A 26,111-nucleotide genomic window follows, 5' to 3' on the forward strand; every position below is an offset into this window, starting at 1 on the left:
GTTTTGGAAGCGGGATTGTTTCGCTTAGCAAGCTCAGAAAATTAACTGACTGTTGCACTTGCTCCTTGAGACCGCCCCTCCGCCGTTTTTCTAGCCATTTAAGCTCTCCCTTTTCGGCAAGTTAGAAGAACCAATCATTCGTTCTATTCTTTCCTTACATTCTACAAGGGCCGCTTCAAATTGCTCGGCTCGCGCAGCGGTGCGAGAAGCCGGAGCAACGACGGCAATTGCATAGTTACCCAGATACGTATTGATCGATACAGCCACTGAACAGATGCCTTCGATGTACTCCTCTTGATCGTGAGCAACACTGCGAACGCGAATTTCGTCCAATTGCGTAAGCAATGCGGTTTTATCCAGGGTCATGGGCGTCAGTTTGGGTAGTGACTCGGGAAGCAGCGCTATAACGGCTTCAGAGTTAAGGCCGGCGAGAAGCACCTTGCCACTTGAGGTCGCATATGACGGCGGCTGGATGCCAATTGGAAAGACGATTCTTAGTTCCCGTTCGGAAACAATCCGTTCGACGATATAGATTTTGTCACCTATCAATGACCCCAGGGTGACCGACTCTCCCACAAGCAGCGAAAGTTCGCAGATAAAGGGACGGACCACCGAGATGATGTCCGACTGCGTTTTATTGATAAGTTGCCCAAGCGCAGGTCCTAAGCGAAAGCCTCCTCGCGCACCCAGAGACTCGACCAGATACTCGGCTTCCAGCGCAGCGATGATCCTCTGAACGGTAGAGCGGGGTAATTCAACAATATGGGCTATCGCCGCAAGACTAAGTCCTTTTGGATTGTCACCTAGCGCCCGCATCACTGCCGCAGCCTTGGCGATCACCAGAATGCCGTTGTGTTTATTTTCCAAGGTTGAATCCCTGCTCATTATTTCTCTCTCTATTGTCTTGCCCGCGGTGTTCTTCAATTAAACAGCCCACCGAATCGAGATGTTGAACGTGATCTGTCACCCAGCACTGCGGGGGAACAGGTGACCGATTTTAATCGAATCAAGAACTCTAACGAATAAGTGAACCGGAAAAAGCGCTTGCTGCGCACGGATCACATTATGGTACACTGAACTCAATTGTGATACATCAGATCATGCTTTTTCAGCTTTTAGGAGAGATCCCCGGTGAACCGCTCATGGCCTTTGCGTGCCTTACATATCCTTCCCTTCACTGCTGTCCTGTTGACGGGATGCGGTAAATCTCAGCCGCTAGCGGTTGAAAATCCTGCGGTCGACGTCGGTGTTTATACCGTCAAGGCCGAGGCCTTGACCCTGACCTCCGATCTCCCAGGCCGTACATCTGCCTTTCGAGTAGCGCAAGTGCGTCCGCAAGTCAGCGGAATCGTACAGAAGCGGATGTTTGAAGAGGGGGCAGAGGTCAAACAGGGCCAACAGCTTTACCAGATAGATCCTGCTTCCTATCAAGCTGAGCTGGCCAAAGCCAGGGCCAATCTCGGGACCGCCGAGAAACTGGCTCAACGTTACGAGCGACTGCTCAAGACCAACGCGGTCAGCCGTCAGCAATACGACGACGCCTATGCGACATGGAAGCAGGCGCAGGCTGAAGTTCAGATGGCCGAGATCAACGTGCGGTATACCCGCGTACTGGCGCCTGTGTCCGGCCGGATCGGCCGCTCTGCCGTTACTGAAGGTGCGTTGGTCACAAATGGGCAGGCCACGGAGTTGGCCACCGTCACCCAACTTGATCCGATTTTTGTCGACGTGACCCAGCCGATCACCCGGATTTTGGGGCTGCAGCGCGCCTTGGCATCAGGCGGACTGCAAAGTGCCGGCGAGAATCAGGCTCAAGTCAATTTGAGCCTCGACGATGGCAGCGCTTATTCCCTGCCGGGGGTGCTGAAATTCTCCGAGGTCAGCGTCGACCAAGGTACCGGCTCAGTGACCCTGCGAGCGATGTTCCCCAACCCGGATCACAAACTGCTGCCCGGAATGTTCGTTCATGCAGAGCTTAAGGAAGGCGTGAAAGAAGGTGCCAAGCTGGTACCTCAGCAAGCCATCATCCGCGACAGCCGAGGCGTGGCCACCGCGTGGGTGCTCAAGCCGGATAACACGGTCGAACTACGCGATCTGCAAACACTGCGGACCGTGGGTAACGCGTGGCTGGTCGGTAAAGGCATTGAGGCTGGCGACAAGGTCGTCACGGAGGGCTTGCAGCGCTTGAAGCCAGGGGCTCAGGTAAAGCCGACTGAAGCAAGCAATGTTGATTTGGTGACTGATTTCAGTGCCGCTGCCCTTTAAGGAACTTAGTTGCCATGTCTCATTTTTTTATTGATCGACCCATTTTTGCCTGGGTGATTGCCTTGGTAATTATGCTCGGTGGTGCGTTAGCCATTTTTGCGCTGCCAATTAACCAGTATCCCAACATTGCGCCGCCCGCGGTACAAATCAGCGTGACCTACCCGGGAGCCTCTGCACAGACGGTGCAAGACACGGTGGTGCAGGTGATTGAGCAACAACTCAATGGATTGGATGGCCTGCGTTACATTTCGTCAAACAGCAATACCGACGGCAGCATGCAGATCATCGTGACGTTTGATCAGGGCACAGACCCGGATATTGCTCAGGTCCAGGTGCAGAATAAGCTGCAGTTGGCGACGCCTATGCTGCCGCAAGAAGTTCAGCGCCAGGGTATTCGCGTCGTGAAATATCAGATCAACTTCATGTTGATCATGGCGCTGGTGTCCACTGATGGCCGCATGTCCAACTTTGACATGGGCAACCTGATCGTTTCCCAAATGCAGGACCCCATATCCCGGGTTAAAGGTGTTGGTGACTTCATGGTGCTGGGGGCACAAAACGCCATGCGGATCTGGCTTGATCCCGGCAAACTGAACAGCTACCAGTTGGTACCACAAGATGTGATGGATGCTGTTTCGGCAGAAAACGTCCAGGTATCGTCGGGTATGCTTGGCGGATTACCGACGCGTAAAGGGGTTCAGCTCAATGCCACGGTCATCGGCAAGACGCGGATGCGCAGCGTCGAAGAGTTTAATGACATTCTCATCAAAGTGAACCCGGACGGCTCGCAGGTTCGGCTCATGGATGTTGCCGAGGTTTCTCTAGGCAGCGAAAACTTTTCGATCTCCAGCGAGATCAACGGCAAACCAGCGGCGGGCTTGGCTCTACGCCTGGCCACCGGGGCCAACTTGCTCGATACAGTCGCCCAGGTAAAGGAGACGGTTGAAGCACTCAAGCCTTACCTGCCGGAAGGGGTCGAGGTCTATTTTCCGTATGACACCTCACCAGTGGTAGCGGCCTCGATCGAATCAGTTGCGTATACGCTAATTGAAGCGATCGTTCTGGTGTTCCTGGTGATGTTCCTGTTTCTGCAGAATTTTCGGGCAACGCTGATTCCGACAATGGCTGTGCCAGTGGTTCTGCTGGCGACGTTTGGTGTGCTCTTCGCTTGTGGTTTTACCATCAACGTGATGACCATGTTCGCCATGGTGCTGGCCATCGGCTTGCTGGTGGACGATGCCATTGTAGTGGTGGAGAACGTCGAGCGGCTCATGGTCGAGGAGGGTTTGTCCCCCAAGGAGGCGACACGTAAGTCAATGGACCAGATCTCTGGTGCGCTGGTGGGTATTGGCCTGGTAATTTCCGCGGTTTTTCTGCCGATGGTGTTTTTCAGCGGGTCGGCGGGGGTCATTTACCGACAGTTCGCGATTACCATCATTTCGGCCATGAGCTTCTCGGTGTTAATTGCCCTTGTCTTCACACCGGCCCTGTGCGCCACGATGCTCAAGCCGCACAAACCTGGTCAGCATGAGAAAAAGGGCTTCTTTGGCTGGTTCAACCGCAGTTTTGACAAAAGTACCCTGAGTTATGAGCGTGGCGTAAAAGGCATACTGGCCCGTCGTTGGCGCTTCATGTTTATCTATCTGGCTCTAATCGCTGTCGTGGCGGTGCTGTTTGTGCGGATTCCGACGGCGTTTCTGCCGGACGAAGATCAGGGCGTCATGTTTGTACAGGTGCAGCTGCCCCAAAATGCCAGTGCTGAGCGCACCGAGGCGGTACTGACACAAGTACGGGACTTCATCCACGAGGGGGAAAGTGACAGCGTCGCCATAACCTTTACGGTTAACGGCTTCAACTTTGCGGGGCGCGGCCAGAACTCCGCAATAGCTTTCGTCATGTTCAAATCCTTTGAAGACCGTGAGTCGGCGCAGAGTGCGGTGTTTAAAGTGGCCGAGCGGCTTAACGCCAAATTCGCCACGATCAAGGATGCGAACGTCATCGCGATTGTGCCGCCTGCCATTCTGGAAATGGGCAATGCCACCGGTTTCGATATTTTTCTTCAGGATACCGCGGGTGTTGGCCATGATGGTTTGGTTGCGGCCCGCGATCAGTTCCTGGAGCTGGCAGCCCAAGAGCCGGTGTTAGCGCTGACACGCCCGAACGGCTTGAATGACGAAGCGCAATACCAAGTCAGTATCAATGATGAGAAGGCGCGTGCCTTGCGGGTGTCCATCGCTGACATCAATCAGACCATGTCGGTGGCGTGGGGCTCGGCCTATATTAATGACTTTATTGACCAAGGGCGGGTCAAGAAAGTGTACGTGCAGGGCAATCAGGATTCACGGATCTCGCCTGAAGATTTTGATAAATGGTATGTACGTAATGCTACTGGCGACATGGTGCCGTTCTCGGCTTTTGCCACAGGCAAGTGGGTCTTCGGCTCACCCAAACTGGAGCGCTACAACGGCATTCCCGCCATTGAGCTATTGGGTACACCTGCTCCTGGTTACAGTACGGGCGATGCCATGGCCGCAGTGGAGCGCATTACGGCACAACTGCCCAGCGGTATCGGTATGGCTGTGACTGGCTTGTCCTACGAGGAAAAACAAGCAGGCTCGCAAGGGGCTGCGCTGTACATCCTGTCGCTGATGATGGTCTTCCTGTGCCTGGCTGCGCTGTATGAAAGTTGGTCCATTCCGGTCGCTGTCATGCTGGTCGTTCCGCTGGGGATCTTGGGTGCGGTTATCGCGACGTTGCTGCGAGGGCTTTCCAACGACGTGTTTTTCCAGGTGGGGATGTTGACCACCATGGGCCTGGCGGCGAAAAACGCCATTCTCATCGTCGAGTTCGCCAAGGATCTGTATCAACATCAAGGCCGAACCTTGGTTCAGGCCGCCGCCGAAGCCGCCCGTTTGCGCTTGCGTCCGATCATCATGACCTCCATCGCGTTCGTCATGGGTGTGCTGCCGCTGGCAATAGCTGTCGGCCCTAGCAGTGGGAGCCAGCACTCCATCGGTACCGGGGTGGTCGGTGGCACCTTGGCTGCGACGTTCCTGGCGATCTTCTTCGTGCCTTTGTTCTATGTAGTTGTGACGGGCCTGTTCACCAAGAAAGAAAAAGCTGCCCCCGTGCAGGCAGGAGAAGAGGCATGAAGCTTAACCATCTCACGCTGGCCGTAGCCTTGGGTCTGGGTCTACCTGGCTGCTCAATGATTCCAGAGTTCAACCAGCCTCAGGCGCCGATTGACAGCGCCTGGCCGCAAGGCCCGGCGTATGGCGCACAAACAGATACCGCAGCAACATCGTTGCTCTGGAAGGACTTCTTCCGTGATCCCAAAATGCAACAGTTGATTGGCCTGGCCCTGGAAAACAACCGCGATCTACGGGTGGCCGCTTTGAACGTGCAAGCGTACCGGGCGCAGTACCGCATCCAGCGTTCGGAGTTGTTTCCCAGTATTGATGCGAATGCCAGTGGTAGCCGCCAGCGGCTGCCGGCCGATTTAGCGACCACCGGCAAGTCCGGAATTCAGAGTCAGTATGGTCTGGACGTCGGCATCAGTTCTTATGAGCTGGATGTTTTCGGACGCGTGCGCAGCTTGACCAGCGCGGCGTTGGAAACCTACTTGGCCACAGAGCAGGCACAAAACAGCATTCGTATCGGTTTGATTGCTGATGTAGCCAGCGCCTATCTGACCTGGCAGACCGATCAGGAGCTGCTTAAGGTCACGGCGAATACGCTGGAAAGTTACACCAAGAGCCTGAGGATGATTGAATCGTCCCAGCGCGAGGGAACCTCTTCGGCGCTGGATGTGCGTCAGGCACGAACCCTGGTCGACAGTGCGCGAGCGCAGAAGATCCTCTACACCCGCCAGGTCGCTCAGGATGCCAACGCCTTGCAGCTGCTGCTGGGCGCAAATATTCCGAGCGATCAGGTCAATAGCTTGGCGCTTAACGCGGACTTGTTGAGGGATATTCCCGCTGGCCTGCCTTCTGACCTGCTGCAAAAGCGTCCGGATATTCAGGAAGCCGAGCATCGCCTGTTGGCGGCCAATGCCAATATTGGTGCCGCACGGGCTGCGTTTTTCCCGAGCATCAGCTTGACCGCGACTGCAGGTTCGGCGAGCAGCCAGTTGGGAGACTTGCTCAAAGGTGGTCAAGGTAGCTGGAGCTTTGTCCCGCAGATCAACGTCCCGATTTTCAACGGCGGACGTCTGCGGGCCAATCTGGACTACGCCACTATCCAGAAGGACATCGGTGTAGCGCAGTACGAGAAAAGCATTCAGACCGCCTTCCAGGAAGTCGCCGATGGCCTGGCCGCAAAAGGTACTTACAGCGAACAGCTGCAAGCCCAGAGCGACCTGGTGCAAGCCACCCGGGAATACTTCGACATGGCGCAGCAGCGCTATGACGAAGGGGTGGATAACTACCTGACACTGCTGGATGCGCAGCGTCAGCTGTTGTCCTCTCGGCAAAAACTGCTCAGCGATCGACTGTTGCAACTCGATAGCCAAGTGCAGTTGTATAAAGCCTTGGGCGGTGGCTGGGAACAGCCCGTTCCGGAGAGTCATTTAGTCAAAAACTAAACGGTTGAAAGTGACGAGCCCCAGGCAATGGGCTCGTCCGTCTGTTTTCAATACGTTTTTTTATTTGCCGTTATCAGGCACATCAACACTGTTGCCCGATAAGCAATCGACCTGGTGTCGACTAAACCTGATGGTTAGCGACCATCGGGATCTGTACCTGGACTGGCTACAGCGATTGCGCGACACCCCGGCCAAGGTGTCGGTGGGGTGACCACAGGTTCTGTCGCGATGGCGTATGGGACTGCGCATCGACATCGGACCGGGTTACCGGGTGTACTACGCCTTGTCGGGGCACCATATGGTGTTGCTGCTGTGCGGCGACAAGTGCAATTGGCAGGACTGGTAACGGACTATCAACGATAGTCTGCACGTTGCAACCGACGATTCCAGTGCCGCTAGTCATCATGGAACGGGCGTCTGGGTCGATCAGTGAGACCTATTTATCTGACAACTCATTGATCTGAATTTCGACCGCCTGAAGCTCTTTCATTTGAGTTCTGAGCTTGACGATTTTTTCTTCTAGTCATATCCATTGAGCTCGGAAGCTGTTGGCTCTCACCGATCGGCAGCATCGAGCGCCGTCAGGTAACGGCTGATGCTCGATTCAATTTCTTCCATTCGCCGCTTCGTTTGGCGCTGGTGACATTACGGTCACGGTTCTTGAATGCTTTGAATCTGCTGTCATCGATGGCAACGAGTGCTTCCGAGAACAATCCCACTTGCTAGGGTCTGTTGACGTTTCACATCGGTAGCCATAGGACCCCACAGGCCATGGCCACCACACTTTCGTAGTTTCTTTTCAACTTATCGTACCGGGACGCTACTGCTCGATAGTGTTTCAGTCGAGCAAAAGCGTTCTCTACCAGATGCCGGTATCGATACAAGCCTCTGTCCAGGTCGGCATTGCCCTTAACGGAGTTGCGCCTTCTCGGGATGACGGCCTTGCTCCCTTTCGCCTCAATCTGCTCGCGTATCCGCGAGCTGTCGTAGCCTTTGTCCGCGACGATCGCTTCAGCATGAGGCAGCTTGGCTATCAACTCCGGGGCAGCAGTGCAGTCATTGACCTCACCGCCGGTGATCACAAACTCGATGGGTAATCCGTAGGCATCTATCGCCAGATGGATCTTGGTCGTATTGCCCGCTCGGCTTTTGCCGATGGCCTCAATTTCACCACTGGCAGCCCCCGCGCTGTGCTGATGGGCTTTGACGTAACTGCCATCAATGAACTCCCACTCAAGGTCTGGCTCGTTCACCAGCACCTTGAAAACCCTGAGCCATTTACCTCCTGCTGACCAGGCATTGAACCGTTTGTAGATCGAGTTCCAGCACCCGAAAGCCTCGGGCAGGTCTCGCCAGGGACAACCGACGCGCATGCGATAGAGCATGCCTTCTACCGTCATCCGTAAATCGCGCTTGTTATAGATGGACTCTTGAAGCAGAATTTTTTCCAGCTTCGACCAGAGCTCGTCACTGAGCAGTAATCGGGGCATTGCAAACTCGCTTTGTTTTGGTGTGAGAGCTTGAACAATACGAGTTTGCTCTTTTTTATCAAAGGGTTAGCGCGAAACATCAACAGACCCTAGGTATGGGATGCCGACTGGCTGGCCAGAGCACACTAAACGTGCCAGTGCCCTGCACATGTTTGCCCAACACCCCGGTCAACTGTCCACAGGCCAAGGCATCGCGAACGGCGGAGTCCGGCAGGCAGGCAATCTCCAGCCCAGTCCCTATCCGCGACAATCGTTGCCCTGCAACCGGGAGACCGTTCGATGAGTCGCTTCATCCCCGCTGACCGAGACACTGCTTACCTGCTGCCACCCTCGGTGGATGAATGGTTGCCGAATGATCACTTGGCGCGCTTCGTGGTCGAAGTCATTGAGCAACTCGATCTGAGCGAACTGATCCGCCAATACGCCGGCCGAGGTTCGGCCGCGCACCACCCCGCGGTGCTACTGGGCCTGCTGATCTACAGCTACGCCAATGGCGTGCACTCCAGCCGGAAGATCGAACGAGCGACCTACGACTCGGTGGCGTTTCGCTACGTGACGGCCAATACCCACCCTGATCACGACACCCTGGTCACTTTCCGCCGACGCTTCCTGACGGAGGTCGAATCGTTGTTCGTTCAGGTGCTGATGCTGGCGCGCGAGATGATGCTCGCTCAAGCTTGGCCACATTGCCCTGGACGGTACCAAGATCGATGCCAACGCCAGTACACATAGGGCCTTGTCCTGGGCGCAGGGCAACAAGATCGAAGAGCAGTCACGCCAGGAAGTCCAGCAGTTGTTGGCGCTGGCCGAGAACAGCGTCCGTGCCACCGTGCCCGATGGCATGGATGTGCCGGCCGAGATTGCCCGGCGTGAAGATAGACTCAGTGCGATTGCCCAGTCCAAGGCCAAGATCGAGCAACGCGCGGCTGAGCGGCACGCCGTCGAGCAGCAGGACTTTGAGGCCAAGACAGCCAAGCGTCAGGCCCAGCGCAAAGCCGGTAAGAAGCCACGAGGCAAGGATCCCGAACCGCCCGCGGCCGGCCCTAAAGACAGCGATCAAGTCAACCTGACCGATCAAGAATCCCGCATCATGCCCACCGCAAGCAGTGGCTTCGAGCAGAGCTACAACGCTCAAGCCGGGGTGGATGTTGAGACGCTGCTGGTGGTCACGCAACATTTCACTCAGGCCTGCAATGACAAGCGCGAAGTGGTTCCTACGCTGCAGCGCATTGCGCGCCTTGCCCGCAGCACTGGGAGAGGTGCAAACGCTGATCGCGGACAACGGCTTCTTCAGCCTGGCCAACGTGAACGCCTGCAACGAAGCCGAGATCGAACCGCTGCTAGCGCTCAAGCGCGAGTCGCATCACACACCCGTGTTGGAACGTTTCGCAACCAACTTGCCGCCACCGCAGACGAGTGACCCGGTCGAACAAATGGCCCATCGCCTGAGCACGCAAGATGGCCGATCGTTGTACAAGCTGCGCAAGCAAACGGTCGAGCCAGTGTTTGGCATCATCAAGCGGGTAATGGGTTGGCGGCAGATGAGTATGCGCGGGCTGGCCAAAGCCCAAGGCGAATGGAGTTTGGTGACCATGGCCGGAACATCAAACGCTTGCATGTGCTGCGCACGGTATAATCGGTAGAAAAGTGCGCCCTGATGGCAGCCCCCCAGAGGCTCAGGCGCGCAAACACGCCGCTCCAGTATCGCGCCAATCAACTCCGCGCCTCGTCAGAAAATGCCTTGCTCCCGGATCTGCAGTCTCCCTCTTGCCGTGGTCAAGTCCGACAGGCTCCTAGAAGTCGTCTTCTACCTTACCGTTCTTGACCTTAAACTCGCGGCTCTGCAAGAAGGCGTTGCGGATGAAGGTGTATTTATCGCCGGTGATCACCTTCTCGCTCGACAGGAAGCTGGCGCGGGTGTCGACCATCTCGACCGCGAAGAGGGTGTTACGTGCCGGGATATCGTTCATGTAGCGGTACGGCGTCGTGTAGGTGTCCGGGTATTTGGCGATGCCATCGCGTACCGTGCTCGGCCCCAGCAACGGCAGCATCACGTACGGACCGGTCGGTAGCCCCCAGTGGCCAAGGGTCAAGCCGAAATCTTCATCATTGCGCTGCAGGCCCATCTGGGTACCGACGTCGAAGAAGCCCGCCACACCAAGCGTGGTGTTCAACAACAAGCGCGCCGTGTCGACGCCAGCGGCGTGCGCTTTGCCCTGCAAGACATCGTTGGTAAAGTTACCGATATCGCCGATATTCCTGAACATGTTATGGATGCCGTCTTCCAGAAACTGCGGCGTGATGAATTGATACCCCTTCGCCAAGGGCTTCAGTGTGTAGGTGTCGAGGGTGTCGTTGAAGCGGTAGATAACGCGATTGGCGTCTTCCCATGGATCGTCATCAGCGGCTTGAGCCGCCACGGGCATCAGCGCCGTCCCAGCAATGAGGCTCATTTGAGCCAGTCGATGGATGAAGCCTGTACCTGTCATGAACATAGCAGATTCCTAGTAGATGGGATGTCATGTGGCGAGTTAGATGGTCCTCTGCACATACAGAATGGGGAAAAGCGGGATCTAAAATTGTAGCGTGAGCCTCTGATCTCCCCCTCTGCTCCGAGGCTATCGTCCAGTTGAGCGTTTGTCTGATAAAGCAAAACTCTGTCGGTTCCTGGCCTTCAAGGCTTCTAATTCCTCAAGCACTCGACAGGGCTAGATGCAATAATGATAGCAAGCTAACGATTAAATGTCGAAATTCGCAGTCGCAATATCGTTCCGACTACAAATTGTTGGCGCTGATGCGGTTTGGACCCAAACTGGCTACGCTGTACCACGAACGCTGGGAAATTGAACTGGGGTTCAGGGATATCAAAAGTTCAATGCAGGACAACGCCTTGACGCTTCGAAGCAAAACCGTGGACTTGGTGTATCAGGAGTTGTGGGGGTTGCTACTCGGTTACAACGTCGTGCGTAGAGAAGCCAGTCAGGCCGCCGTGGCCCACCAGCGGGCGCCTTGCGAGATCAGTTTCAAATTTGCCTGCCAGTTTATTGCCAGCCACTTGGTTGTTATGGCAGCGGCGTTGTCGCCCTCGCACACACCACGAAGATTGAAGGAGCTGCGCGGCAGCATCGGCACGCTGTTCATAAAAAAATGCCCCAGGCCGTCGAGACCCAGGGCAGTGAAGATGTCTAAAGCCCGATATCCAGTGGATCGCAACGCTGCTCCGCTTAAGTGAACAGCATTGCTCCATCCGGGGGCCTTTTTCTGAACAACGGCCATGTGACCGCATGCCTGTCTCTCGTTCCTTTCACAAGGAGTTCCCTCTGCCGTCGGTGCCTGTCGGCACACCAGCCTGGAGACAGCTCACATGCGCGACCCATTCAAGATTGACCAACCCACCTGTATCAGTTTCAGCGGCGGTCGCACCAGCGCCTACATGCTGTGGCGAGTGCTGCAAGCCAATGCGGGCCTGCCTGCGGATACCGTAGTCTGCTTCGCCAACACCGGCAAGGAAGTGGAGGCCACGCTGCGTTTCGTACGCGAGTGCAGCGTACGGTGGCAGGTGCCGATCCAATGGCTCGAATATCGCGATGCGTTGCCCGGCTTCGCGGTGGTCAATTTCGCAAACGCCAGCCGACAAGGCGAACCCTTCGAGGCGCTAATCCGCAAGCGCCAGCACCTGCCCAACCCGGTAGCTCGGGGTTGCACCACCTCCCTGAAAATCCGTGCAATGCACAAGTTCGTAAGCAGTTTGGGTTGGACCGATTGGGATCAGTTCATCGGCATCCGGGCTGACGAGCAGCGCCGCGTGGCGAAGATCAGGACGCGCGGTCATTCCACAGAGTCCAGCAGAGAGACGATGTGCATGCCGTTGGCCGAGGCTGGCGTGAGCATGCGCGAGGTGACCGCCTTCTGGTAGGCCCAGCCCTTCGATCTGGAATTGCTGACCGTGAACGGCCGCACGCTCGAAGGCAACTGCGACCTGTGCTTCTCAAGCCACAGGGACAGCGGCTGGCACTGTTCAAGGCCAAACCGGGGTCCGCCGTCTGGTGGATACGTATGGAGTCTTTGAGTCTTGCCAGCAAACACAGCGGCGCCCGCTTTCGCAACGATGGCCCGACCTATGCCGACCTGGCCCGATTCGCCGCCCACCAGCGCGACATGTTCGATTCCGACGAAGCGTCCATCGCCTGTTTTTGTGGTGACTGAACAATGGGGATGCGCGCCAGTACCGATTTCCGGTAGCGGGCACATCCCACGGGTGCCACGTTACAGCCATGTTCCGCTGACGTTGTCAGCAACATGCCCAGGTGGTCACGATCTTCAAGACTACGGCGCGGTTCCGTCCGCGTTGATCAATCCAGTTCGCACTCGGCATCCCAGATGCGAACGCCCATCGAGTCTTCGATGGTGATGCCAGTCTAGTTGTACCGGATCCCAGGATCCATCAACCCACGCGGGGGTTACACACCTCCCGTCCGGGTCGGTGTGTCTCCGCACTCTTGTCCTGCAAGTCTGGAGATTCACCATGACCACTTCATCCGAAAAAACCTTTTTCGATCTTCACATCACCGGCCTCGGTTATCTCAATCGCGTTCGCGAAGTGAAGCCAAAGAAAGGTGATCCGTTCCTGGCCTGCGATATCGCAGCGCTCAATGGTCCGAGCGACGACGTCTCGTACGTGCGTTTTGATACGCGCGTATCGGGCTCGGAAGCACAACACCTGGTTCGTCGCTGCATCAAGGCCGTCGAGGCGGAGAAGAAAGTGATGATCGGGTTCCGACTCAGCGACCTGTGGGCTGATACGTTCACCTACACCAAAGGTAAACGTGCAGGCGAACAGGGCGTGAGCCTCAAGGCCCGTCTGCTGTTCATCAGTTGGATCAAGGTCGACAGTGCTTTGGTTTACAAGGCCGAGCCGAAATCGACCAAGGCCGATGAAAGCGAATCGCAAGCCCCTGCGGCTTCCGAATCGCCTGTCAGCCAGGAAGCACCCGCTTCGGAAACCTCCGAGTCTGTTGCAGAACCTGTCGACGAAGCCACCGATGCACAAACACCGGCACTGGCCGAGTCGTTCTGATCCGTAACGCCGGGGTGGTCCTTCGATTCAACCCTCGTGCGGTTGATATCGGGCCAACATAAGCCCCGGCCTTCCTTCATTGCCTATTGGGTTATTACGCCATTGGCGTATCCATCCGCATCGGTACGACCGACATGCAGATGGGCTTCTTCCTGCCAAGTTTCGTCCAGCCCCTGCATCGCGGGGCTTTTTGTCCTATGCACTCGTGCTCGCCTGGCTCCTAGCCAGTCGTTGTCGGCTGCTCAATTTTCAAGGAGTTTGTCATGCAACTTGCCTCTCGTTTTGCATCACGCTCCCCCGTGCTACGTGCTGATCATCCGCTGTCCGATGACCAGATCCGCGCAGTCGCCCCTTCCATCTTCGCGGAAAACCCGCATGAAAGCCGTTCCGAGCGGTACAGCTACATACCGACCTGCGCTGTACTGGCGAAACTACGCGATGAAGGGTTCGAGCCCTTCATGGTGTGCCAGACCCGCGTGCGTCACGAAGACCGTCGTGAATTCACCAAGCACATGCTCCGGCTTCGTCATGCGAGCCAGATCAATGGCAAAGAGGCCAATGAAATTATCTTGCTCAATAGTCACGACGGTACGAGCAGCTATCAGATGCTGGCGGGCATGTTCCGCTTTGTCTGCCAAAACGGTCTGGTGTGCGGCAACATCGTCGGTGACGTCCGTGTGCCTCACAAGGGCAACGTGACGGAACATGTCATCGAGGGCGCCTATGAAGTCCTGCGTGGCTTCGACCAGGTACAGGACTCCCACGAAGCCATGCGAGCTATCACGCTCGACGATGGCGAAGCAGAGGTCTTTGCGCGCTCGGCACTGATGCTCAAGTACGACAGCCCGGACAAGGTGCTGCCGATCACTGAAAGCCAGGTGTTGGCGACACGCCGGTTCGATGACCAACGCACGGATCTGTGGTCGGTGTTTAACCGAGTACAGGAAAATCTGGTCAAAGGAGGTCTGTCCGGCCGGACTGCCAACGGTCGTCATCAACGCACACGCCCGGTGCAAGGCATCGATCAAAACGTACGCCTCAATCGGGCATTGTGGTTGCTGGCCGAAGGTTTGCGACAGCTCAAAGCTTGACCGCTCGCTGACTTTGCCCACTCCGGGCAGAGTCAGCGATTCTCACACATCGCTCCTGCCAGAGCGCTCTTCAATCCCCAAGGGACTGTACTGGCCTCACGGGCTGGTGCCGTCCCTTCTTCGTAAGGACATCACCATGCCCCATGCATCCGCCATCCAACCGCTACTGCGCATTCACGGACCGACTTCTTTATCCCAAAGGAGCTTTACCATGAACCTTCGATACCTCCCACATCTGCGCTCCGCGCAGCCCTTCTCCGCCCAAGGAGCACCGTGCCATCAGTGGTGATTTAGCGTTGGTGGTTATCACTGACGAGCAACGCAGTCTCACGACCATTCAATTACTCGTCGAGGCAGTTGCACCCTGAAGGCCGAGATTGTCGGTTTATCCACCTGTTGGGGCCCATCCCCCCAAGGGTGCTGTGGTCCTCAACAAGGAGACTTCCATGGCACATTCATCCAGATACCACCGCCACCACTCCAAGCTGCTGTTTCCGGTTGGCGCGTTGATCTTCAGCAAGGGCGTCGATCGCCTGATGCGTGAAGGTCGCCTTGATCCAATGCCGTTCTTTCAACGTCATGCGCGTGGTGACTGGGGCCAGGTTTCCGACGAGACCTGGTACGCCAACAACGCCGCGCTGAAGATCGACGGGCAGCTCAATTCATTCTACGTGGTCACCCGTGAAATCAGCCTTAGCATCATGTCCGAGGCCGACCGCAGTGCCACCATGATCCGGCTACCGTCGGAACGCTGAGGCCGTTCTTGCCATTATCTACCGACTTCCGGTCGCCAGTACCGGTCAGTCACTTTTTTCACCGCCCGGGGGCCTAACTCGGCCCCTGCCCCCCTTGGCCTAAGGCAGAGTTTCCGAGCGAGGCCAAAGGCATGATTAATCTGGTGACTCGGCGAATCCTATTGTTTGCTGATACACCGGCCTTGTGAGGCGATGGTGTCGGTTCCACGCTCCAGAGAATCGACCGATGCCAGCATTCAGCCAAAATCACCCCAGCAAGGTCTTACTCTGCCTGCTGATGACAGCCGCTCTGGCCAGTTGCACGACGGCATCCGCTCCGACTCCACCCACTCCGGTTGAACCCGCAAAGAAAGGTCCCAGCGCGTCCGCGCGCGGGGTGCCGGAGTTCATTTCAGTGGTGCGTTATGGCCGGTACACCCTGGTCGAGTTGGCTCCGGTACCAGCGCAACAGGACCTGCTGCTTCAGGTCGTCGACGTGACCGTTCCCGGCACACGCACAGCCACCGTTGGGGACGCCCTGCGTCATGTCCTGCTCCGTTCTGGCTACCAGTTGTGTTCCAGCAGTGATATCGCAGCGCTGAATGCGCTCCCGCTACCGGCTTCGCACTACCGACTGGGCCCGCTGTTGTTGCGTGATGCCCTGCTCACGCTGGCCGGTCCTGCCTGGGATCTGGAGGTCGACGACGGCGCACGCCGGATCTGCTTCACACGCGCAGTGCAGCCCACCACCGATGGTGCACTTCCCCAATCCGGACCGGTCGCCCCTGTCGACATAGCGCGGCCTCCATTGAAAACGGAGGCCAGACCATGAGGGAATTTCAATCCACCCCAGGCGACTCCCGCAGCATGCTGTTGCGTGCGGCCAGCATCGCATGGCTGATCCTGATTAGCGCAGCCACGATCGTCAACCACGTCTCGCTGTCGAGTCTGGCCACCCAGACCAGCGCCAGCGCTCAGGGCAACCAGGTTGTTGCCTTGGAAGCCCGGCTGACTGATCTGAGCCAGCGCCTCGACGCCCTGCTAAAACTGCCTGTTACCTTGACACAAGCCCGTTATGAGACTGATAGCAAAACACTTGAGCAACGAATGACCGCCATCGAAATCGGACTCGAGCAGCGTCTGACAGCAGCCAGCCTGTCTTCTCTGGAAACACGCATCGACCAGTTGACCGCCCGTCTGGATAAACCCAACCAGACGACTCCAGTACCGGTGCGCACCCGTGTGACACCCCCGACAAAACCGACCCAAGCAGCGGGCCTACCTTTTACGGTTATGGGGATCGAGCTTCGCGGCGGCGAACGATTTCTGTCGATCCTGCCAACCGGCAATGCCGCCTTTTCCGAGATGCGCGTCCTGCGTCCCGGTGAAACTGACAGCGGCTGGCGCCTGCAAGCCATCGATGGCCAGGCCGCCGTGTTTCAGCGCGAGAACGGTGGCCAGATGCATCGTTTGACGCTGCCGTAGGAGCTCGGAATGAACAACACTCTCGTCTTCCGCGCGTTAACGCTGAGCCTGGCCGTCTCCTTTCTCTCTCCGGCAATCGCACAGAACGCTCGCACGATCGCATCCACCGTCTCGCCCAGCGAGGAACAAACAACGACCTCACGCGTCAGCGACGAACAACAGGCCCGTGACTGGGGATTGCACACAGAGGAATGGGCTCGTTATCGCCAATTGATGCAGGGACCGCTGGGCCTTTTTTCGCCCAACCTCGACCCATTGACCGCACTCGGCATCGAAGCGCGCTCCGACGAGGAGCGCCGTCGCTATGCCGAGTTGCAGGTTCAGGTTGAAGCCCGCCGCGTCGAAAAGACGCTGGCCTACCAGCGGGCCTACGACACCGCCTGGCAACGCCTGCACCCAGGCATGCAACGTGTCACCCTGCCCGGCCATACTCCAGGCAATTCCTCCACCACCGCCAACAGCACCGACCGCATCGCCGTGTTCATCAAGGACGGCTGCGCGCCCTGTGGCCTGACGGTTCAGCAGTTGCAGGCATCTGATGTCGGCTTCGACCTCTACATGGTCGGCAGCCGCGCCAACGACACGCTCATTCGCGACTGGGCGAAGCGAGCCAGTATCAATCCAGATCGCGTACGCAACGGTTCAATCACGCTCAACCACGATGCCGGTCGCTGGCTGTCTTTGGGCCTGCCGGGGGACCTGCCTGCCGTTGTGCGACAGGTCAGTGGCCAATGGCAACGGCAGTGACCCGCTGGCGTCATCGGCTCGTGGTACTGGGGTGGATGGCCATCATCGTCCCCGTCAGCGCGCAGGACGTACCGCCTCCGGCGTATCAGATCGCCGCTCACCGGGCTGGCATTCCCTCTGCGGTGCTGTATGCAGTGGCGTTGCAGGAGAGTGGGCTGCAACGCGATGACCGGCTGGTGCCGTGGCCCTGGACCCTGAATGTGGCGGGCGCGCCGCACCGCTTCAGTTCCCGCGCCAAAGCCTGTACGGGTCTGCAAAAGGCGCTGCGGGAGGCTCCTCCCACACGGGTCGACGCCGGCCTCGGCCAGATCAATCTGGGTTATCAGAAGCACCGTTACCCGCAGCCCTGCGATCTGCTCGACCCATATCGCAACCTCGCTATCGCAGCGAAAATTCTGCGCGAACAGCACTCCGATGGCGAGGACTGGCTGCTCGCCATTGGACGCTACCACCGGCCGGCAGGTGGGGCACCGGCTGCCCGCTACCGCATGAGTGTGCACAAGCACCTGCAGCGCGTGCTCGGCGGCGCCCTCGCTGAAAACTCCCTCAGGAGAAAACCACTATGAAGCTCCATCCTCCTCTGCGAATCGCCGCCCCATCGCTGTTCGGCCTGCTATGCCTGGCCACCGGGGGAGCGCTCGCAGACGCCGCCTCGTTGATCGTGGTCGAAGACCGTGGCGGTGTTTCGACATGGCCCTACTACCAATCACTGAATCTACGACCACGCCAAGACCAGCCGTTAGCCCCTTCCCTCTCCGCACCTCATCCGTCACAGCAACGTTTCAGCGAAACAGACATGCTGCCGGTTCGTTCCGGGCGGCTGTCGCCGGGGGAGGAGCCGCGCAGGGTCATCCAGGCCTCAGGTCTGCGGCCAATGTTTCTGGTCGGCGATGACGACCACTCGCGCCAATGGTTACGCGAGCGTGCAGCAATCCTGGGCAAATTGAAGGCGGTCGGCTTGGTCGTCAACGTGGCATCTGCAGACGCCCTTGCCACCTTGCGCGGGCTGGCCCCGGGCCTGACACTATCGCCGGTATCGGGCGACGATCTCGCAGAACGTCTGGGGTTGCGCCATTACCCCGTGCTGGTCACTGCCACCGGCATTGAGCAGTGAGCCGCTCGCCATGGCCCAGCCTCATGCGGTGGAAGTCCTGCTACGGCCAGCGGTGGAGTTGTACACGGTGGCCGTCTGCGCCGCCGCCGCGCTTCTGTGCCTAGTGGCGCCATGGTCGCTCGCGTTAAATCCACTGCTGGGCCTGGGATCAGCCCTGGCGTTCCTGGTGTTTGGCATTATTCGGCTCCGTGAGGCACGGTTCATCCTGCACTATCGGCGCAATGTCCGCCGTCTACCGAAGTACGTGATGACCAGCCGCGCTGTGCCGGTCAGTCAGCAGCGCCTGTTCATCGGCCGAGGGTTTCGCTGGGATCAGCGGCACACGCATCGGCTGATGCAAACGTACCGCCCCGAGTTTCGTCGTTATGTGGAACCCACGGCCGCCTACCGAATCGCCCGCCGTTTGGAAGAGCGGCTGGAACTCGCACCCTTTCCACTCTCAAAACTTGCCCGACTGACGGCCTGGGACAGCCCATTTAATCCGGCGCGGCCGCTACCTCCAGTCGGTGGCATGCCGCGCCTGCATGGCATTGAACCGCATGAGGTGGATGTCACGCTGCCGCTGGGGGAACGGGTTGGGCATTCACTCGTCCTGGGCACCACGCGGGTGGGCAAAACAAGACTCGCCGAGCTGTTCATCACTCAGGACATCCGGCGGCGTAACGCAGTTGACGAGCACGAAGTCGTCATCGTCTTCGACCCCAAAGGCGATGCGGACCTGCTCAAGCGCATGTATGTCGAGGCCAAACGCGCCGGGCGCGAGGGCGAGTTCTATGTTTTCCACCTCGGCTGGCCAGATATTTCCGCCCGTTACAACGCCGTGGGACGGTTTGGTCGCATCAGCGAGGTGGCCACGCGCATTGCCGGCCAACTGTCCGGCGAGGGCAACTCTGCGGCGTTTCGCGAGTTCGCCTGGCGCTTCGTCAACATCATCGCCCGTGCACTCGTCGAGCTGGGGCAGCGGCCCGACTACCTGCTGATCCAGCGGCACGTGGTGAACATCGATGCCTTGTTCATCGAATACGCCCAACACTACTTCGCGAGCAACGAGCCGAAGGCCTGGGAAGTCATCGTGCAGATCGAGGCCAGGCTCAACGACAAGAACATTCCCCGCAACATGATCGGCCGCGAGAAGCGCGTCATTGCACTCGAACAATACCTGTCACAGGTCAGGGTCTACGATCCGGTGCTGGACGGGCTCAGATCTGCCGTACGCTATGACCGCACTTACTTCGACAAGATCGTCGCCTCGTTGCTGCCCCTGCTGGAAAAACTCACGACCGGCAAGATCTCTCAGTTGCTGGCCCCGGACTATGCCGATCTGGCCGACCCCCGGCCCATTTTCGACTGGATGCAGATTATCCGGAAGAAAGCCGTGGTGTATGTGGGCCTGGATGCGCTCTCGGATGCCGAGGTTTCAGCCGCCGTGGGCAATAGCATGTTCAGCGACCTGGTATCGGTCGCTGGACACATCTACAAGTTCGGTATTGACGATGGTCTACCCGGCACGGGGTCTGGGGTCAAAGTACCGATCAACGTGCACGCCGACGAGTTCAACGAACTGATGGGTGATGAGTTCATCCCCATGGTCAACAAAGGCGGCGGTGCCGGTCTCCAGGTCACCGCCTATACGCAAACGCTCAGTGACATTGAAGCGCGTATCGGCAACCGCGCCAAAGCCGGTCAGGTGGTCGGTAACTTCAACAATCTGTTTATGTTGAGGGTGCGGGAAACTGCGACCGCCGAGTTACTCACGAAACAACTGCCGAAGGTTGAGGTGTACACCACCTCATTGATGAGCGGCGCCACCGACAGCTCCGACATTCACGGCAAGACCGATTTCACCAGCAACACCCAGGACCGCATCACGACGACGAGTGTGCCCCTGATCGAGCCAGCCCATGTTGTCGGCCTACCCAAGGGCCAATGCTTTGCACTGATCGAAGGCGGCAACCTCTGGAAGATTCGCATGCCGCTGCCGGCACCCGACCCTGACGAAGTGATGCCTAGGGACCTGCAGCAGCTTGCTGGGTACATGCGCCAACACTACGTCGAGGCGGGTGACTGGTGGGACAGCAAAGCACTACCGGGCCTGCAGGATGCCCCCCTACCTGACGACCTGCTTGACGGGTTCCGGCATATGGCGACCGCCGAAACGACTGCTGAGAGGCGCAACCGTGAGTGACCCGGCCAACACAGCGCAGCGCCAGCAGACCCAACAGCAGGGTTTGATCACCGGCATCATCACGCTGCCATTCCGGTTTGTGGGCGTGCTGTTGGGGTCTTTGTTTCTGTCCATCGTGATCGAATGTGTGGGTATGCACCTGTTCTGGGCCGATCAAGGCTGGCGGCACGCGCAAGGCATGCTGGACTACGAACTGACGCAACTCTCACAACACTTCACACGCAGCGCCGTGGTGCAGGAACCAGGACAAACGGCGTCCTGGTTGGTAGAAACGGCTTACCAATGGGTGTTCGTCAAAAGCGGGCTCATTGACTGGATGCGCGACGCATCGGCCAAAGCCAGTTCACCCAGCCAGGGAACGGGTCGGGATTTCCGTTTTTATCTGAGTCAGGTTTATGTGTACCTGGAGAACGATCTGATCGCCAGTGCGTACACGCTACTGGTGTTCCTCGTCCGGCTGCTGGTGCTGGTGCTGACCATCCCACTGTTCCTGATGGCAGCTTTCGTCGGACTGGTCGATGGCCTGGTGCGGAGGGACATCAGGCGCTTTGGTGCGGGCCGTGAGTCAGGCTTTGTCTACCACCGGGCAAAGGCCAGTCTGATGCCTCTCGCCGTCATGCCTTGGGTCCTTTACCTGACCCTGCCCGTCAGCGCACACCCGCTTCTTATCTTGCTTCCCTGCGCAATTCTGTTAGGTGCCGCAACAGACCTCGCAGCAGGCAGCTTCAAAAAATACCTATAAGTGCTGAGCGGTATTTCAGGCCAGTAATGCCTGCGCCGCCTCCATTTGCTCGTGCTCAAACGCTGGCGCAAAATCGTCCAACTCGCTCGCTTGCAACCCCACCACTGCACTGAGCGCAATCTGCCGCCAGTCCAGCACGGCGTCATACACTTCTGCCAGCACGGCCAACGCATCCTCCCGACTCAACGAAAAATAGGTGCTCCGCGCCAGCAGCATCTCAAGATCGGTGATCGGTCCATCCTCCTCCGACAGCCAGGTTTTCGACTCTCGCTCTTTGTCCGGGAAGGGATTGACGTCGAATGCCGGTGCCAGCCGCCAGAGCCCCTTTTCCACATGAAGAAAGCCATGGTTCTGCAGGTGGTCATCCACATTGGTGATCAGTAGGTTAAAAACCAGTCGCCGCCACAGCTGCTGCACATCTGCGGTCGGTGCATGCCCCACGGAACGGATAGCATCGGCAATTTCGGTATAGCTTCGATCCTCTTCGCGCGACGCCTGTAGCAAAGACGCGGCGGACTGGTATGGAATACGCCCATCAGCAGCATCGCGATCGAAACGGCGGATGATAGCGACCGGTACGCCATCCAGCTCTATGATACGGGCCGGCGCGGCATTGATACCTGCTTGTTTTGCCAAGCATAAGGCCAGCACTTCGCCGCGCGTCACGCTACGGGTGTCGCCCACGCTTGGGAATTTTCCAATGGCGAGTGCGCCATCCTCATCGACCACCGTGCTCTTGGGGCGCATCCCGCCGAGCGATGTGCCTTTGCCCTGAAGGTAACGCAAATCTTCAGTGCTTTCCTGACCTTTCTCAACTGCCCGGCTGGCCTGGTAGATGCGCTGCAATTCCAGCAGTGGCGGTGTAGCGCGCCGTCCATCTTCAATCGTCCGGCAATAATGTCCGTTCTGATCGCGCAGTCTCAGCGCGCCGATCCGGCTGAAATCGTCAACCGCCAGCAGGTAGTCCATCTCTGTCAGCGACGCGAGCGATGGATTACCCTTACGACGCTTGGCATGGTCACGTGCGATGACCCGGCGTCCCCAAGCGTCCGGTGTCGTATCGGCAATGGCGAAATGAAAGACCGAATCGTGAGCTGAGGGAGCTCTACGTGGCTGATAACCCGAGATCAGGCTGAGATCGGCAGAAACATTGAACCCCTCCTGATTCCCCAGCCATCCCTGCTCATAGGCAAAGGTGGTGTTCTCGCGGCGTCCCTGCTTGACGTAAATAAGAGTGCCAACAGCTATTCCCGCCTTACCAAGACAGACCTGGACTTGCTGGCGAACTGAAGTAACCGATTTCATAATGCCCCCGATGCCGGCGGTTTACTGCGTACACGTTTAGGCAATTGTTCATCCATCAGCGTCAGCCCGATGTCGTCGTGCGCCGTATCCAGCAGGTTGGCCAGCGCCTGTACCTCACCGAACACGTGCAAGGCGCGGGCGAAGAAATGAATAGGCACCCGCATATCCCCTTTCTCCATGCGCCGAACAGTGGATACAGAAGCCCCCATTCGCTCTGCAAGCGAGGCCTGTGAAATCCGTCGACGCCTGCGTGCAAGCTCAATGTCGCTGCCGAGCTTGCGGAGTGCCCGCTCGACGGGCAACGGCAGTGGTGTACTCATTTATCATCCTCATAGGAACGCTTAAGGCTATTATCAGTTCCCATGAGAACAATTACCTCACGCCTCGTTACTGTTGTCAATAACCATCCCATGGGAGCGCTAGTAAGCGATTAGCACTCCAATCAGAATGCTAAAGTGAAATCTGACAAGATATCAGCCCTTAGCGTCCACGATTTCGATACGCAGAGACACAGATGAAGAGATAGCTGTTCTGCGATGAAACAGTCGCCCCTGCCACTCTCCTCAGAATGCACAACGCAACACCACCAAAAAAATGTTGTAAGGAAAGTGGTGAGGAGTAACTCCCCATTGTTTGCGGCTTTCCACCAGCCATCCCCGCAGCATCGAGCCATTCGAGTCCATCGGAAATGGCGCAATGGCAAGGTTTCACAATTCGGCTTACGCATGGCGACGTCCTGTCGTAGCGTTGCTGCTCACCAATCTCTTCATCACTCAGCTCGCCGCCGCAGCTGACGATGGGTATGAGCGTGAACACCTGGCGGCCGTCGCCCGCCAGCTCGACCTGCTTGACCGTCTGGCCAAACAATCCGCCAGCACCGCCCCCGAGTCACGATCCCGCTATCACTTCGACTATCGGCGTCTGGACGCTGACCTGCAGCGCATGCAGTCGGGCATCAACGACTACCTGACGCCCCAGCGTGCACAGCCACGCGATCCCTCTGCACTGCTTGGCGATTACCGCCAGGACGCCGAACAGGAGGATGACCGATGAACGCCAACCAGCTTGCCGCCTTTCAGGCCAATGGAGGCTTCACCCCCTCTGCTGTCGCCGGCGTACTGCTCGGCGCCGTGTTCGCAACCCTGCTGCTGTGGGGCGTATGGGCCCTGCGCACAGCCTATGTCGGCTGGTCGGAACAGCGGATTTCCCAGCGTCAGTTCGTCGGCGTTGCGGTGAGGTTTATCGCGATGTACGTGGTGCTGACTTTTTTCCTGCTCTCCTAACGCAAAGGCTCACATCATGAACCTGCTCTCGTATCGCTTGCATTCGGCACGTATGGCCGTCCTGGCCTCGGCATCCACACTCGCCATGCTGCCGACGTTTGCCCGGGCCGACCTCCCAACCCTGGAAGATCCGTCGAGGGGCACCGGCTCCGGCATCATGGAGACGCTGCGCAATTACGGTTACGACATCGTGATGCTCGTTGCCTTGCTGGTGGTCGCCTCGATGTTTGTCGGTGTCTGCTACCACGCCTACGGTACCTATGCGGAAATCCACACGGGCCGCAAAACCTGGGGGCAATTCGGCCTGACGGTGGCCGTGGGCGCCGTCCTGCTGGTCGTTGGTGTCTGGCTGCTCACTGAAGCCACCGGCGTGCTCTAGGAGTCATGCCATGAGCACGCATCAGGACATTCGGCCTGACGGGACGGTGGTGTTTCTTCCACACCGTCTCAACCGTCACCCCGTGGTCGTCCGCGGCCTTACCGCGGATGAGCTGTGGATCTGCGCCGGGCTGTCGGCGGCAGGCAGCCTGGTGGTTGGCGTGCCGCTGGCCTTTGTATTTTCGACGATCGCCATCGTGCCCACGGCCATCATGCTGGGCATCGCTGCCGGGGTGTTTGCAGGTGGAGGCATGCTGCGTCGCCAGAAACGTGGCAGACCCGATACCTGGCTGTATCGCCAACTGCAGTGGCGTATTGCACAGCGTCATCCAGCCTTAGCGTCTTTTGTGGGCGCGCACGCGTTAGTGATCCGATCGGGTTACTGGAGCACGCGCAGGAGCAAGGCAGCGTGAGCCGGTTCAAGAACGAAATCACTCACCTCCAGTCGCACATCAAGACCTTGCGGCTGGGGCTTGGCGCACTACTTGTTATCGCCTTGGTGATGGGCGGCGGCTGGTGGAGCGCACCGCGTGACCTGACCGTGCACGTCCCGCCCGACCTGCGCTCCGGCAGTACCCGGAAATGGTGGGAAGTGCCACCCGAAAGCGTCTACGCCTTCTCGTTCTACATCTGGCAGCAACTCCAGCGCTGGCCCACCAACGGTGACGAAGACTATGCGCGCAACATTCATGTACTGGCGCCCTACTTCACCCCCGCCTGCCAGACCTTTCTGCGCAACGACTATGAATACCGCCGTACGGCAGGTGAGTTACGCCAGCGGGTACGAGGCATTTATGAAATACCGGGGCGTGGCTACGGCGAGAACCCGGCCCAGCGGGTGAAAGTCGTCTCCGACCGCGATTGGATCGTCACGCTTGATGTGACGGCGGATGAGTACTACGGCGCCGAGCAGGTCAAACGAGCGCTGGTTCGTTACCCGCTCAAGGTCGTACGGGTGGACGTCGACCCCGAGCGCAACCCGTTCGGCCTGGCCTTGGACTGCTACAGCGGCGCGCCGCAACGCATCATCAGCCCCGGCCCTGTCACACCTGCCAGCACCACGACGGGCGGGCTGGGTGGCGCTATGGGAGAGACGCCATGAAACACCTGCTCTGTGCCTTCAGCCTGCTGCTCACCGTTGTGTTGTCGCCGACAGTCCACGCCGTGGAGATCCTGCGCTGGGAGCGCCTGCCCCTGGCGGTTTCCCTGGTCGTGGATCAGGAGCGGATCGTGTTCATCGACCGCAACGTCCGCGTGGGGGTGCCTACCTCGCTCGTCGGTCGCCTGCGGGTACAAAGTGCCGGTGGTGCACTCTATCTGCGCGCCAGTGAGCCCATCGAACCAACACGCCTGCAACTGCAGGATGCTGACAACGGGACACTGATCCTGCTGGACATCGTTGCCGAGCCCGCTCAAGCAGGCCGGGCAGCGATGGAGCCGGTGCGCATTGTTGAGGCTGAGGGCCCTGCTCAACGCTACGGCGAGGCGCAGACATCTCAGGACAGTCATGACAGCGCCGACACGACCAGCCCGCCTCGCGCTGCCCATGAAACACCCGTGCCCGTGGTGCTGACCCGCTACGCCGCGCAGCACCTGTACGCCCCGCTGCGCACGGTCGAATCCGTTCCTGGTG

The 26,111-nt window shown here is 58.3% G+C and carries 24 protein-coding genes and 4 pseudogenes; 22 read left to right on the forward strand and 6 right to left on the reverse strand.

Annotated features, from left to right (window positions below; all coding sequences use genetic code 11):
- Positions 1–90: 90 nt before the first annotated feature.
- On the reverse strand, positions 91–885 hold the full coding sequence (locus tag GHO41_RS21165; RefSeq protein WP_153326727.1) for an IclR family transcriptional regulator: 795 nt from the start codon (positions 883–885) through the stop codon (positions 91–93).
- 246 nt (positions 886–1,131) lie between these two features.
- Here GHO41_RS21165 and GHO41_RS21170 point away from each other — a divergent pair, with 246 nt between their 5' ends.
- From GHO41_RS21170 to GHO41_RS21180, 3 genes are read left to right on the forward strand one after another with little or no spacing between them, the layout of a single operon-like run.
- On the forward strand, positions 1,132–2,265 hold the full coding sequence (locus GHO41_RS21170; protein ID WP_323370824.1) for an efflux RND transporter periplasmic adaptor subunit: 1,134 nt from the start codon (positions 1,132–1,134) through the stop codon (positions 2,263–2,265).
- Between the two features lie 14 nt (positions 2,266–2,279).
- Positions 2,280–5,417, forward strand: a complete 3,138-nt coding sequence (locus GHO41_RS21175) for an efflux RND transporter permease subunit (RefSeq protein ID WP_153326729.1) — start codon at positions 2,280–2,282, stop codon at positions 5,415–5,417.
- On the forward strand, positions 5,414–6,847 hold the full coding sequence (locus tag GHO41_RS21180; RefSeq protein WP_153326731.1) for an efflux transporter outer membrane subunit: 1,434 nt from the start codon (positions 5,414–5,416) through the stop codon (positions 6,845–6,847). Before GHO41_RS21175 ends, GHO41_RS21180 begins: the two co-directional genes overlap by 4 nt.
- 247 nt (positions 6,848–7,094) lie before the next feature.
- Here GHO41_RS21180 and GHO41_RS30425 read toward each other — a convergent pair.
- Positions 7,095–7,569, reverse strand: a pseudogene (locus GHO41_RS30425) (hypothetical protein); the annotation flags it as partial.
- Positions 7,570–7,587: 18 nt separating this feature from the next.
- A complete protein-coding gene (locus GHO41_RS21190) occupies positions 7,588–8,337 on the reverse strand; it encodes an IS5 family transposase (RefSeq protein ID WP_153326732.1) in 750 nt (249 codons plus the stop codon).
- Between the two features lie 279 nt (positions 8,338–8,616).
- Here GHO41_RS21190 and GHO41_RS21195 point away from each other — a divergent pair.
- Positions 8,617–9,973: pseudogene (locus tag GHO41_RS21195) on the forward strand (IS1182 family transposase).
- Between the two features lie 157 nt (positions 9,974–10,130).
- Here GHO41_RS21195 and GHO41_RS21200 read toward each other — a convergent pair.
- Entirely contained in the window at positions 10,131–10,832 is a 702-nt protein-coding gene (locus GHO41_RS21200) for a VacJ family lipoprotein (RefSeq protein ID WP_153326734.1), read from the reverse strand.
- 317 nt (positions 10,833–11,149) lie between these two features.
- On the opposite strand from GHO41_RS21200, the pseudogene GHO41_RS21205 reads away from it, so the two are divergent.
- The 12 genes and pseudogenes from GHO41_RS21205 to GHO41_RS21260 all read left to right on the forward strand — a co-directional run.
- Positions 11,150–11,569 (forward strand): annotated as a pseudogene (locus GHO41_RS21205) (transposase); the annotation flags it as partial.
- A gap of 132 nt (positions 11,570–11,701) precedes the next feature.
- Positions 11,702–12,543, forward strand: a pseudogene (locus GHO41_RS21210) (phosphoadenosine phosphosulfate reductase family protein).
- A 319-nt stretch (positions 12,544–12,862) separates the two neighbouring features.
- Positions 12,863–13,414 carry an STY4534 family ICE replication protein gene (locus tag GHO41_RS21215; protein WP_153326736.1) on the forward strand — a complete coding sequence of 184 codons (552 nt, stop codon included), beginning with the start codon at positions 12,863–12,865 and terminating at the stop codon, positions 13,412–13,414.
- A gap of 263 nt (positions 13,415–13,677) precedes the next feature.
- Positions 13,678–14,505, forward strand: a complete 828-nt coding sequence (locus tag GHO41_RS21220; RefSeq protein ID WP_057005354.1) for a DUF932 domain-containing protein — start codon at positions 13,678–13,680, stop codon at positions 14,503–14,505.
- 446 nt (positions 14,506–14,951) lie between these two features.
- Positions 14,952–15,260 (forward strand): hypothetical protein, encoded by a 309-nt coding sequence (locus GHO41_RS21225; RefSeq protein ID WP_048350974.1) that lies wholly within the window; start codon positions 14,952–14,954, stop codon positions 15,258–15,260.
- Positions 15,261–15,486: 226 nt separating this feature from the next.
- Positions 15,487–16,071 (forward strand): hypothetical protein, encoded by a 585-nt coding sequence (locus tag GHO41_RS21230; protein ID WP_218580274.1) that lies wholly within the window; start codon positions 15,487–15,489, stop codon positions 16,069–16,071.
- Positions 16,068–16,724, forward strand: a complete 657-nt coding sequence (locus GHO41_RS21235; RefSeq protein WP_153326738.1) for a hypothetical protein — start codon at positions 16,068–16,070, stop codon at positions 16,722–16,724. The genes GHO41_RS21230 and GHO41_RS21235 overlap by 4 nt, the downstream gene beginning before the upstream one ends.
- Positions 16,725–16,733: 9 nt before the next feature.
- The gene (locus GHO41_RS21240; protein WP_153326740.1) at positions 16,734–17,471 is read left to right on the forward strand and encodes a TIGR03759 family integrating conjugative element protein; all 738 of its coding nucleotides are present in this window, start codon (positions 16,734–16,736) and stop codon (positions 17,469–17,471) included.
- A 35-nt stretch (positions 17,472–17,506) separates the two neighbouring features.
- On the forward strand, positions 17,507–18,037 hold the full coding sequence (locus GHO41_RS21245) for a transglycosylase SLT domain-containing protein (protein WP_153430145.1): 531 nt from the start codon (positions 17,507–17,509) through the stop codon (positions 18,035–18,037).
- Entirely contained in the window at positions 18,034–18,585 is a 552-nt protein-coding gene (locus GHO41_RS21250) for an integrating conjugative element protein (RefSeq protein ID WP_153326743.1), read from the forward strand. Before GHO41_RS21245 ends, GHO41_RS21250 begins: the two co-directional genes overlap by 4 nt.
- Positions 18,586–18,595: 10 nt before the next feature.
- Positions 18,596–20,770 carry a type IV conjugative transfer system coupling protein TraD gene (gene traD / locus GHO41_RS21255; protein WP_153326745.1) on the forward strand — a complete coding sequence of 725 codons (2,175 nt, stop codon included), beginning with the start codon at positions 18,596–18,598 and terminating at the stop codon, positions 20,768–20,770.
- A complete protein-coding gene (locus GHO41_RS21260; protein WP_323370840.1) occupies positions 20,763–21,512 on the forward strand; it encodes a TIGR03747 family integrating conjugative element membrane protein in 750 nt (249 codons plus the stop codon). The genes traD and GHO41_RS21260 overlap by 8 nt, the downstream gene beginning before the upstream one ends.
- Positions 21,513–21,527: 15 nt before the next feature.
- On the opposite strand, the gene GHO41_RS21265 is transcribed toward GHO41_RS21260, so the two are convergent.
- Both GHO41_RS21265 and GHO41_RS21270 read right to left on the reverse strand, forming a co-directional pair.
- Positions 21,528–22,817 (reverse strand): type II toxin-antitoxin system HipA family toxin, encoded by a 1,290-nt coding sequence (locus tag GHO41_RS21265; RefSeq protein ID WP_153326749.1) that lies wholly within the window; start codon positions 22,815–22,817, stop codon positions 21,528–21,530.
- Entirely contained in the window at positions 22,814–23,137 is a 324-nt protein-coding gene (locus GHO41_RS21270; RefSeq protein WP_024718120.1) for a helix-turn-helix transcriptional regulator, read from the reverse strand. Before GHO41_RS21270 ends, GHO41_RS21265 begins: the two co-directional genes overlap by 4 nt.
- Positions 23,138–23,513: 376 nt before the next feature.
- On the opposite strand from GHO41_RS21270, the gene GHO41_RS21275 reads away from it, so the two are divergent.
- The 6 genes from GHO41_RS21275 to GHO41_RS21300 all read left to right on the forward strand — a co-directional run.
- A complete protein-coding gene (locus GHO41_RS21275; RefSeq protein ID WP_153326751.1) occupies positions 23,514–23,870 on the forward strand; it encodes an RAQPRD family integrative conjugative element protein in 357 nt (118 codons plus the stop codon).
- Positions 23,867–24,100 (forward strand): TIGR03758 family integrating conjugative element protein, encoded by a 234-nt coding sequence (locus GHO41_RS21280; RefSeq protein ID WP_153326753.1) that lies wholly within the window; start codon positions 23,867–23,869, stop codon positions 24,098–24,100. The genes GHO41_RS21275 and GHO41_RS21280 overlap by 4 nt, the downstream gene beginning before the upstream one ends.
- Positions 24,101–24,152: 52 nt before the next feature.
- The gene (locus tag GHO41_RS21285) at positions 24,153–24,479 is read left to right on the forward strand and encodes a TIGR03745 family integrating conjugative element membrane protein (protein ID WP_228392642.1); all 327 of its coding nucleotides are present in this window, start codon (positions 24,153–24,155) and stop codon (positions 24,477–24,479) included.
- A 10-nt stretch (positions 24,480–24,489) separates the two neighbouring features.
- Positions 24,490–24,891 (forward strand): TIGR03750 family conjugal transfer protein, encoded by a 402-nt coding sequence (locus tag GHO41_RS21290; protein WP_028622317.1) that lies wholly within the window; start codon positions 24,490–24,492, stop codon positions 24,889–24,891.
- Positions 24,888–25,580 carry a PFL_4703 family integrating conjugative element protein gene (locus GHO41_RS21295; protein WP_323372664.1) on the forward strand — a complete coding sequence of 231 codons (693 nt, stop codon included), beginning with the start codon at positions 24,888–24,890 and terminating at the stop codon, positions 25,578–25,580. The genes GHO41_RS21290 and GHO41_RS21295 overlap by 4 nt, the downstream gene beginning before the upstream one ends.
- A partial coding sequence (locus tag GHO41_RS21300; RefSeq protein WP_153434581.1) for a TIGR03749 family integrating conjugative element protein occupies positions 25,577–26,111 on the forward strand: 535 nt, incomplete at its 3' end. The genes GHO41_RS21295 and GHO41_RS21300, both read left to right, overlap by 4 nt.

The organism is Pseudomonas sp. FSL R10-0399 (genome assembly GCF_009600165.1).
Classification (GTDB): domain Bacteria; phylum Pseudomonadota; class Gammaproteobacteria; order Pseudomonadales; family Pseudomonadaceae; genus Aquipseudomonas; species Aquipseudomonas helleri.

Excerpts from the sequence above, each read along its gene's own strand:
- GHO41_RS21165 (WP_153326727.1), bottom strand. The coding sequence starts at position 885 with ATGAGCAGGGATTCAACCTTGGAAAATAAACACAACGGCATTCTGGTG.
- GHO41_RS21200 (WP_153326734.1), bottom strand. The coding sequence starts at position 10,832 with ATGTTCATGACAGGTACAGGCTTCATCCATCGACTGGCTCAAATGAGC.
- GHO41_RS21240 (WP_153326740.1), top strand. The coding sequence starts at position 16,734 with ATGAACAACACTCTCGTCTTCCGCGCGTTAACGCTGAGCCTGGCCGTC.
- GHO41_RS21180 (WP_153326731.1), top strand. The coding sequence starts at position 5,414 with ATGAAGCTTAACCATCTCACGCTGGCCGTAGCCTTGGGTCTGGGTCTA.
- GHO41_RS21235 (WP_153326738.1), top strand. The coding sequence starts at position 16,068 with ATGAGGGAATTTCAATCCACCCCAGGCGACTCCCGCAGCATGCTGTTG.
- GHO41_RS21215 (WP_153326736.1), top strand. The coding sequence starts at position 12,863 with ATGACCACTTCATCCGAAAAAACCTTTTTCGATCTTCACATCACCGGC.
- GHO41_RS21265 (WP_153326749.1), bottom strand. The coding sequence starts at position 22,817 with ATGAAATCGGTTACTTCAGTTCGCCAGCAAGTCCAGGTCTGTCTTGGT.
- GHO41_RS21220 (WP_057005354.1), top strand. The coding sequence starts at position 13,678 with ATGCAACTTGCCTCTCGTTTTGCATCACGCTCCCCCGTGCTACGTGCT.
- traD (WP_153326745.1), top strand. The coding sequence starts at position 18,596 with ATGGCCCAGCCTCATGCGGTGGAAGTCCTGCTACGGCCAGCGGTGGAG.
- GHO41_RS21250 (WP_153326743.1), top strand. The coding sequence starts at position 18,034 with ATGAAGCTCCATCCTCCTCTGCGAATCGCCGCCCCATCGCTGTTCGGC.
- GHO41_RS21290 (WP_028622317.1), top strand. The coding sequence starts at position 24,490 with ATGAGCACGCATCAGGACATTCGGCCTGACGGGACGGTGGTGTTTCTT.
- GHO41_RS21190 (WP_153326732.1), bottom strand. The coding sequence starts at position 8,337 with ATGCCCCGATTACTGCTCAGTGACGAGCTCTGGTCGAAGCTGGAAAAA.
- GHO41_RS21275 (WP_153326751.1), top strand. The coding sequence starts at position 23,514 with ATGGCAAGGTTTCACAATTCGGCTTACGCATGGCGACGTCCTGTCGTA.
- GHO41_RS21285 (WP_228392642.1), top strand. The coding sequence starts at position 24,153 with ATGGCCGTCCTGGCCTCGGCATCCACACTCGCCATGCTGCCGACGTTT.
- GHO41_RS21270 (WP_024718120.1), bottom strand. The coding sequence starts at position 23,137 with ATGAGTACACCACTGCCGTTGCCCGTCGAGCGGGCACTCCGCAAGCTC.
- GHO41_RS21225 (WP_048350974.1), top strand. The coding sequence starts at position 14,952 with ATGGCACATTCATCCAGATACCACCGCCACCACTCCAAGCTGCTGTTT.
- GHO41_RS21175 (WP_153326729.1), top strand. The coding sequence starts at position 2,280 with ATGTCTCATTTTTTTATTGATCGACCCATTTTTGCCTGGGTGATTGCC.
- GHO41_RS21230 (WP_218580274.1), top strand. The coding sequence starts at position 15,487 with ATGCCAGCATTCAGCCAAAATCACCCCAGCAAGGTCTTACTCTGCCTG.
- GHO41_RS21245 (WP_153430145.1), top strand. The coding sequence starts at position 17,507 with ATGGCCATCATCGTCCCCGTCAGCGCGCAGGACGTACCGCCTCCGGCG.
- GHO41_RS21280 (WP_153326753.1), top strand. The coding sequence starts at position 23,867 with ATGAACGCCAACCAGCTTGCCGCCTTTCAGGCCAATGGAGGCTTCACC.